Raw genomic sequence first — 6,325 nt, forward strand, 5'->3', positions numbered from 1 at the left:
AGCGGCATCACCGTGCTCATCTTGGTGGCCGCAGTCTTGCGCGCTTACGCACAAACGCTGGTCAGCGCGATGCCCCGCCTGCGCTACTTGATCACCGGCGGCGACGTCGCCGACCCCGCGGCGCTGGCCAGGCTGCTGAGCCTGAACCCGCCCGAGCATCTGCTGCAGACTTATGGCCCGACGGAGACCACCCAGTTCGTAACCACGATGGTGTTGCGCGAGCTGCCTGCCGACGGTGCACGCATCCACATCGGCCGTCCGCTGCGCAACAGCCGCATCCACATCCTCGATGACCGCGGCACGCCCACCCCGGTGGGCATAGCCGGCGAGCTGCACATCGCCGGCGCCGGCCTGGCGCAGGGCTACCTCGACCAGCCCGAGCTCACCGCCGAGCGTTTCGTGCCCGACCCCTTCGGCGCGCCGGGCAGCCGCATGTACCGCAGCGGCGACCTCGCGCGTTGGCGCGCCGACGGCACGCTGGACTTCCTCGGCCGCAATGACCACCAGGTCAAGATCCGGGGTTTCCGCATCGAGCTCGGCGAGATCGAGGCCGCCCTGCTGGCCTGCCCCGGCGTGCGTGAGGCCGTGGTGCTGGCGCGCCAGCACGACGAGCACAAGCGCCTGGTGGCCTACCTCGTGGCCGAGGAGTCCGCCTCGCCTGAGTCACCCTCACCCGAGACGCTGCGCACGCAGCTGTCCACCCGGCTGCCCGAGTACATGCTGCCGGCCGCCTATGTGCGGCTGCCCGCCCTGCCGCTCACCCCCAACGGCAAGCTTGACCGCCAGGCCCTGCCTGAGCCCGACACCTCAGCGCTGGGCAGCAGTGCCTACGAGCCCCCGCAAGGCCCGGTCGAGGAGACCCTGGCCGCGCTGTGGTGCGAGCTGCTGGGCCTGCCACAGGTCGGCCGCCACGACGACTTCTTCGCCCTTGGCGGGCATTCGCTGCTGGCCGTGCAGCTGACCTCGCGCATCGCCTCAACCCTCAAGCGCCAACTCACGCTCGCCCAGCTCTTTGCACACCCGACCCTGGCCGACATCGCGTCCTCGCTGCAAGACGCGCCCAGCACTCGTCCTGCCAGGGCCATCTCCAGCCAACACCGGAACCAGGACTACGAGCCAGTCCGATGACGATACCGCAGCCCAAGCGTAGAAGTGCTACACCAGCGTCTTTCCACGGCAGATCTGTGGCAGGACGGCGGTCCTCGATGGCAAGACTGGCAACCGAATTCGGATGGGATTGATTCGTCTGATTCAGGACGCCAAACAACAAGCGACGGCGCGGGCCCCAGAACACGCGACCCGCTCCTGAAGACTTGCCGGCTTGGCTGAGCACCTCTGCCCGTGGCCTCAGAGGCTGAGAGTTTTTCGAGCGTACCCGAGCAGCGCGTCAAAAGGCACCTGATCTAGGCGCAAAGCGCAGCCATAGCCCGGGCTATGGCGAGCATTTGCAACGACGAGCAGAGGTCTTTTGACGTGATGAGCGGGCATGATCGAAATACTCCCAGCCTCTCAGTCCGGGGCAACGCCGCACGCCTTTCACTCGGTCAATACACCAGGCCTACTTCACATCTCCGCAGGCGACATAGGTCTTCACCTCCGCACCGCTCTTGTGTACGTTGATTGCCCCACCCTTGCTAACGATGTCGCCCAGCTTCATGTCCAAGGTCGTCGTCGAGTTTCCGCCAACCACGTTTTGAAGTGGGATCCGAGGTTTCGGATCGAGAGTCGCGCAGGTGCCATCGTGGATGTGCGCGGGTTGCTGAGTACCGCTGGGAGCACCAGTCAGCTTGATCACGACTTGGGTCTTGTCGCCTTGCGGTGTCAGCGTGGCGGTTCCACTTTCGCCAGACGCGTTCTGAGACGAAAGATTCACAGTCACCGGCTTGTCTTGGGCAAGCGCCGCGCCGGCGACCAAAGCAAGGGCGGCACAGAGGCCGTAAGGAGTTTGTCTCTTCATGGAACCCTCCGAAGTTGAACCTCAGGTTCAGCAATCGACGTGCCCGTAGCGCTGATGCCTGCAGCTGTTGGCAGTCCGCGGCATGACGGTTGCTCTGCGTCGCCATGTGCGCGCGAACGGACATTTGATGTCGCCAAGAAGGATTCCCCGCCTGTCGATCGCACTACATTGAGCGGATGTGTTCCAACTACCGTCCGGTGACACGACTCGATCGGCTGCTGACCTTTTTCGGTGTCGAGCGCGCTCGCAGCGAACTGCCGCCGGAGGTCGATGTCTATCCGCTGGGCCTGGCGCCATTCATCCGGCTGGACCCGGACGGCGACCCGGACAATCCGCGACGCGCTCTGGTCGCCGAGACAGCGATGTTCGGTCTGCTTCCAGATGACGTCGCAGAACTGCAGTACGGCCGAAAGACCTACAACGCCCGATCGGAGACTGTCGACAAGCTGCGCAGCTACAAGAAGGCGTGGGCCAAGGGCCAGCGTTGCATCATCCCTGCCGAATGCTTCTATGAGCCGTCATATGAGACTGGGCGTTGCGTCTGGTGGAGCATCTCGCAGGCTGGGGGCGTGCCGATGGGTATTGCCGGCATCTACAACCTGTGGACCTCGCCTGACGGCGTGCAGACCTTCACGATGTCGATGATCACCGTGAACGCACAGGGCCACCCGGTCATGCAGCGATTTCACAAACCAGGCGAAGAAAAGCGGATGGTGACGATTCTGGATCCGAAGGCCTACGGCGCGTGGCTCACATGTTCTCCAGACGAGGCGAAGAAGTTCTTGCTGCCCTGGATGGGCCCGCTCGACACCACCGTGCGCGTGGAGCTTGCGCGTCCTGTGAGAGGCTGAGAGTCTTTCGAGCGTGTCCGATCAGCACGTCAAAAGGCGCCTGATCCAGGCGCAAAGCGCAGCCATACCTCGTGCTAAGGCGTCGATAACACCGGACGACTTGTTCGCGTAGCTGCAAAAATTCCAGGTTACCCGCACATTCGTCATGTACGACGCGATCTGGGGGTGAGCCCGCCTCAGAGGCTGAGAGTATTTCGAGCATGTCCGAGCAGCACGTCAACAGGCGTAGTAGCGCCAGTAGCAGTCCGCGGATGCCGCCAGATGCGTTGTACCGTCGCCATGAACCCTTGCCGGGCATGGGGCGAGTTGAGAATTTGTTCTCGCACGGCGCCCAGGGGGCGCGCCCCGTCCTCCAAACGCGTGCCTTGTGCCTTCGCACGCCGCCATCGCATGCGACACTGAACGCCTCACAGTCCCCCCCTCGGCACCCCGCGACCCTGCCATGCATCGGCTGCTGCTGATCGAATCGTCTCCGACCCTGCGCCGTGGCATGGAAAAGCTGCTGCTGCGCCACAGCTACGACGTGGTCTCGGTCACAGCCCACGAAAGCTCGCTGGCCGACATCGACCGCGAGGTGTCTCGCGGCTTGTCCGGCGTACTGATCGGCTGGTCGACTGCCGATTCGGCCGCGTGCGAAGCGGTCTTGCAACGCCTGGACCACGCCGACTGCCGCGGACTCGCCGTGGTCGTCCTGCGTTCCGACTCCAACCGCCTCGACAACGAACATGCCCTGGCCGAACGGGCCTTCACACTAGTGCTCGGATGGGAGCGCCATGCTGAGGTGCCGGGCCTCACGCGGGCCCTGCTCGCCCGCATCGCCCGCGAAACCCGGCAGCGTACGCCGTCGGATACGGGGCTCAAAGTGCTGCTGGTGGATGATTCGCGCACGAGCCGCGTGAAGTACCAGCGGATCCTCAAAAGCCATGGCTACACGGTCGTCACCTGCGACGACGCCGAGTCGGCGCTGGAGGTGGTGAAGACAGAGCGCTTCGACCTCGCCATCGTCGACTACTACATGCCCGGCATGAATGGCGCACAGCTGTGCCGCATCCTGCGCGAGCTGCCCGCCACTCGCGACATCGCGCTCGCCATCCTCACTGGTTCATATGAAGACGGGCTGATCAGAGATTGCCTGGAGGCAGGCGCCAGCGAGTGCATGTTCAAGACCGAGTCGAACCAGCTGTTCCTCGCCCGCGTGCACAGCTTGGCGACCTTGCGCGAACGCGAACTGCGGCTCGAAGGCGAGCGACTGCGGCTCGAGCTGATCCTCGGCTCGGTGGGCGACGGTGTGTATGGTGTCGACCGCGAAGGTCGCATCACTTTTGTAAACCCTGCCGCCTTGCGACTTCTTCAATGGCCCGATGCAGCTGGGCTGGTGGGCAAGTCGGCGCACGACCTGCTCCACTTTGCCGACGAGCACAGCCGGCTCATTCCGCCCGAGACCTGCTTCCTCCAGCAGGCCTACGAACTGGGAGACTCCCTCAGCAACTGGGAGACGGTGTTTTGGCGCGCCGACGGCCATGCCATGAACGTGGAGTGCACTGTCAGGCCGCAGCACCGCGACGGCGAATGTGTGGGCGCGGTGGTGGTGTTTCGCGACATCGCCGAACGCAAGCGCTTCGAGGCCGAGTTGCAATGGCAGTTGCAACACGACCACCTCACCAAGCTGTTCAACCGGCAATACTTCGAGAACGCGCTCGAGCAGGAGCTGCAGCGCCTCAAGCGCAGCACAGAAAGGTCGGCCCTTTTATTCATCGACCTCGACCGCTTCAAGCTCATCAATGACAGCGCAGGCCACGCCGCCGGCGACGCGCTGCTCACGAACATCGGGCACAAGCTCAAGTCGCGGGCGCGCCAGTCCGATCTCGTGGCGCGGCTGTCGGGCGATGAATTTGCCGTGCTGCTGCGCAACGTCGACGAGGGCAAGGTCATCGCATTGGCTGAGCAGTTTCGGGCCATCCTTGACGAGATGCGCTTCGTGTACGAGGGTCGCAGCTTCGAGGTGTCCGGCAGCGTGGGCATCAGCAGGCTGAGCGTGCACACCGCTACACCGGCCCATGCCATGAACTGCGCGGATGCGGCCTGTCAGATCGCGAAGCGCAAAGGCCGCAATCGAATCCACATGTTCGATGCGCAAGACGACGCCGAAGTGCTCGCGACGCTGGAGCAGTCGTGGTCCGAACGATTGCGCCGGGCGCTGGCGCGAGGCGCCTTCACGCTGCAGTTCCAGCCCATTCTCGATTTGCGTCGCCCGGCGCTGTACGGCTACGAAGCTTTCATTCGGCTGGACGACGCGAAGTCCCGACTTGCACCGTGCGCATTCATGCCTCAAGCCGAGCGTTTCGATCTGCTTCCCCAGGTCGACACCTGGGTGCTCGATCGCATCGCCAAGATGGTGGCTCAACGCCAGCCGCCGGCAGGGGTGCATCTGCACGTCAACGTCGCGACAGCGTCGCTGATCGATCCCGGCTACCGTGCGCGCCTCGCGAGCTTGCTGCGGCGAGGTGCGTTCGGTCCCATGCACCTGTGCCTGGAAATCAGGGACGACGAAGGCGCCGGGCGGCTCACCGCCGTGCTGCAGGAACTGCGCGAGCTGACGCGACTGGGCGTCACGCTGACGCTCGACGGCTATGGCCGGGGCTTCGGAGCAGTCGACCAGTTGCGCGCTTTGCCGCTCGCCGCGGTGAAGCTGGACGGCGAGCTGGTGCGGTCCATCCGTCAAGATGAACTCAGCGAGCATCTGTTGCGCGCAATGACCGAGCTGGCGCACACGATGAACCTCGTGGTGGTTGCGCCACTGGTCGAGGACGCCGACACCCTCAAGCGGCTGCGCGCGGCGGGCGCCGACTGCGCACAAGGGTTCGCCCTTGGGCCACCGGCCGATCACTGGCGTGAGCACGATGGCGGCGCATCGGAGAAGTCCCTGGATTGGAAAGTACCATCCGGCCTGGCCCAGCTCACATAGGTCGCGTCTCGATGGACCTTAGCGTTTCAGCAATTTGACCGCCCCGGACAGGGACTGCTTCGACTTCCAATAGTCCGTCCACGGGTCCATTTTCCGGAATGACAGGTACTCTCGCGCCGTCGCGATTCCCCACTGCGCACTACCTCTTGAGTGTCGGCAATTCGTCCCAGGCGATGGGCATCGAGATCCCCATGCCGGGCCGGGCGCGCGCAGAAAATGCCGCCGCGGTGGTCTGCGCGTGGCCGTTGCGCAGATAGTCGACAAAGACCTTTCCCACCCGATTGGCAGGACCGCTCTTCGCGACGAAACGGGACGGGACTGTCTTCGCCAGATGCTAGACCACGGCCTGTGAAAAGTCCTTGACTCCAGGTATGAAACTCAACGACGTTCATCTGCGCCGCATTCACCAGCGCTTGCGCCGTCGGCACCAGCAAGGCCGCGTGCCCCTCCCTGTTATGACCCGATGTAATTTCGGCTTGCCGAACCACGCTAATCGAGGTTGAGTCATGGCACCTGTCCCGCGATGTTTTCGGCGGCGCCCGCACATGTTAG

General features: G+C 64.1%; 4 protein-coding genes and 1 pseudogene. 3 read left to right on the forward strand and 2 right to left on the reverse strand.

The features are described 5' to 3' along the window. A partial coding sequence (locus tag AC30NL_RS19450; RefSeq protein ID WP_489465638.1) for an AMP-binding protein occupies positions 1-1,128 on the forward strand: 1,128 nt, incomplete at its 5' end. Between the two features lie 430 nt (positions 1,129-1,558). Here AC30NL_RS19450 and AC30NL_RS19455 read toward each other — a convergent pair. Beyond that, complete coding sequence (locus AC30NL_RS19455; protein WP_489465639.1) at positions 1,559-1,957, reverse strand: hypothetical protein; 399 nt, start codon at positions 1,955-1,957, stop codon at positions 1,559-1,561. A 176-nt stretch (positions 1,958-2,133) separates the two neighbouring features. On the opposite strand from AC30NL_RS19455, the gene AC30NL_RS19460 reads away from it, so the two are divergent. Together AC30NL_RS19460 and AC30NL_RS19465 are read left to right on the forward strand one after the other, a co-directional pair. Continuing rightward, positions 2,134-2,808: an SOS response-associated peptidase gene (locus tag AC30NL_RS19460; protein ID WP_489465640.1), complete on the forward strand. Its 675-nt coding sequence runs from the start codon at positions 2,134-2,136 to the stop codon at positions 2,806-2,808. A gap of 442 nt (positions 2,809-3,250) precedes the next feature. Then, positions 3,251-5,773 carry a two-component system response regulator gene (locus tag AC30NL_RS19465; RefSeq protein WP_489465641.1) on the forward strand — a complete coding sequence of 841 codons (2,523 nt, stop codon included), beginning with the start codon at positions 3,251-3,253 and terminating at the stop codon, positions 5,771-5,773. An 18-nt stretch (positions 5,774-5,791) separates the two neighbouring features. On the opposite strand, the pseudogene ligD reads toward AC30NL_RS19465, so the two are convergent. After that, positions 5,792-6,137: pseudogene (ligD, locus tag AC30NL_RS19470) on the reverse strand (non-homologous end-joining DNA ligase LigD); the annotation flags it as partial. Positions 6,138-6,325 lie beyond the last annotated feature (188 nt).

The sequence above is a fragment of the Rhizobacter sp. genome (assembly GCA_021153565.1).
Lineage (GTDB): Bacteria > Pseudomonadota > Gammaproteobacteria > Burkholderiales > Burkholderiaceae_C > Albitalea.

Bases quoted from the DNA above. Each gene is read 5' to 3' on its own strand.
- AC30NL_RS19465 (WP_489465641.1), top strand. From the start codon at position 3,251: ATGCATCGGCTGCTGCTGATCGAATCGTCTCCGACCCTGCGCCGTGGC.
- AC30NL_RS19460 (WP_489465640.1), top strand. From the start codon at position 2,134: ATGTGTTCCAACTACCGTCCGGTGACACGACTCGATCGGCTGCTGACC.
- AC30NL_RS19455 (WP_489465639.1), bottom strand. From the start codon at position 1,957: ATGAAGAGACAAACTCCTTACGGCCTCTGTGCCGCCCTTGCTTTGGTC.